At 55.7% G+C, this 203-nt stretch carries 1 tRNA gene; it reads left to right on the forward strand.

Annotated elements, in window-relative coordinates:
• Positions 1 to 125 precede the first annotated feature (125 nt).
• A tRNA-Asp gene (locus tag OGY62_RS02030) sits at positions 126 to 202 on the forward strand.
• Position 203 lies beyond the last annotated feature (1 nt).

Here is a 203-nt window from a genome sequence, read left to right on the forward strand (position 1 = left end):
CTCAGAAGTGAAACGCCGTAGCGCCGATGGTAGTGTGGGGTCTCCCCATGCGAGAGTAGGGAACTGCCAGGCATCAAATTAAGCAGTAAGCTGGTGTGAAATCAGTGGATGTAGAGAAATTCGGTGGAGCGGTAGTTCAGTTGGTTAGAATACCTGCCTGTCACGCAGGGGGTCGCGGGTTCGAGTCCCGTCCGTTCCGCCAC

The sequence above is a fragment of the Citrobacter sp. CK198 genome, assembly GCF_030333295.1.
GTDB lineage: Bacteria > Pseudomonadota > Gammaproteobacteria > Enterobacterales > Enterobacteriaceae > Citrobacter_B > Citrobacter_B koseri.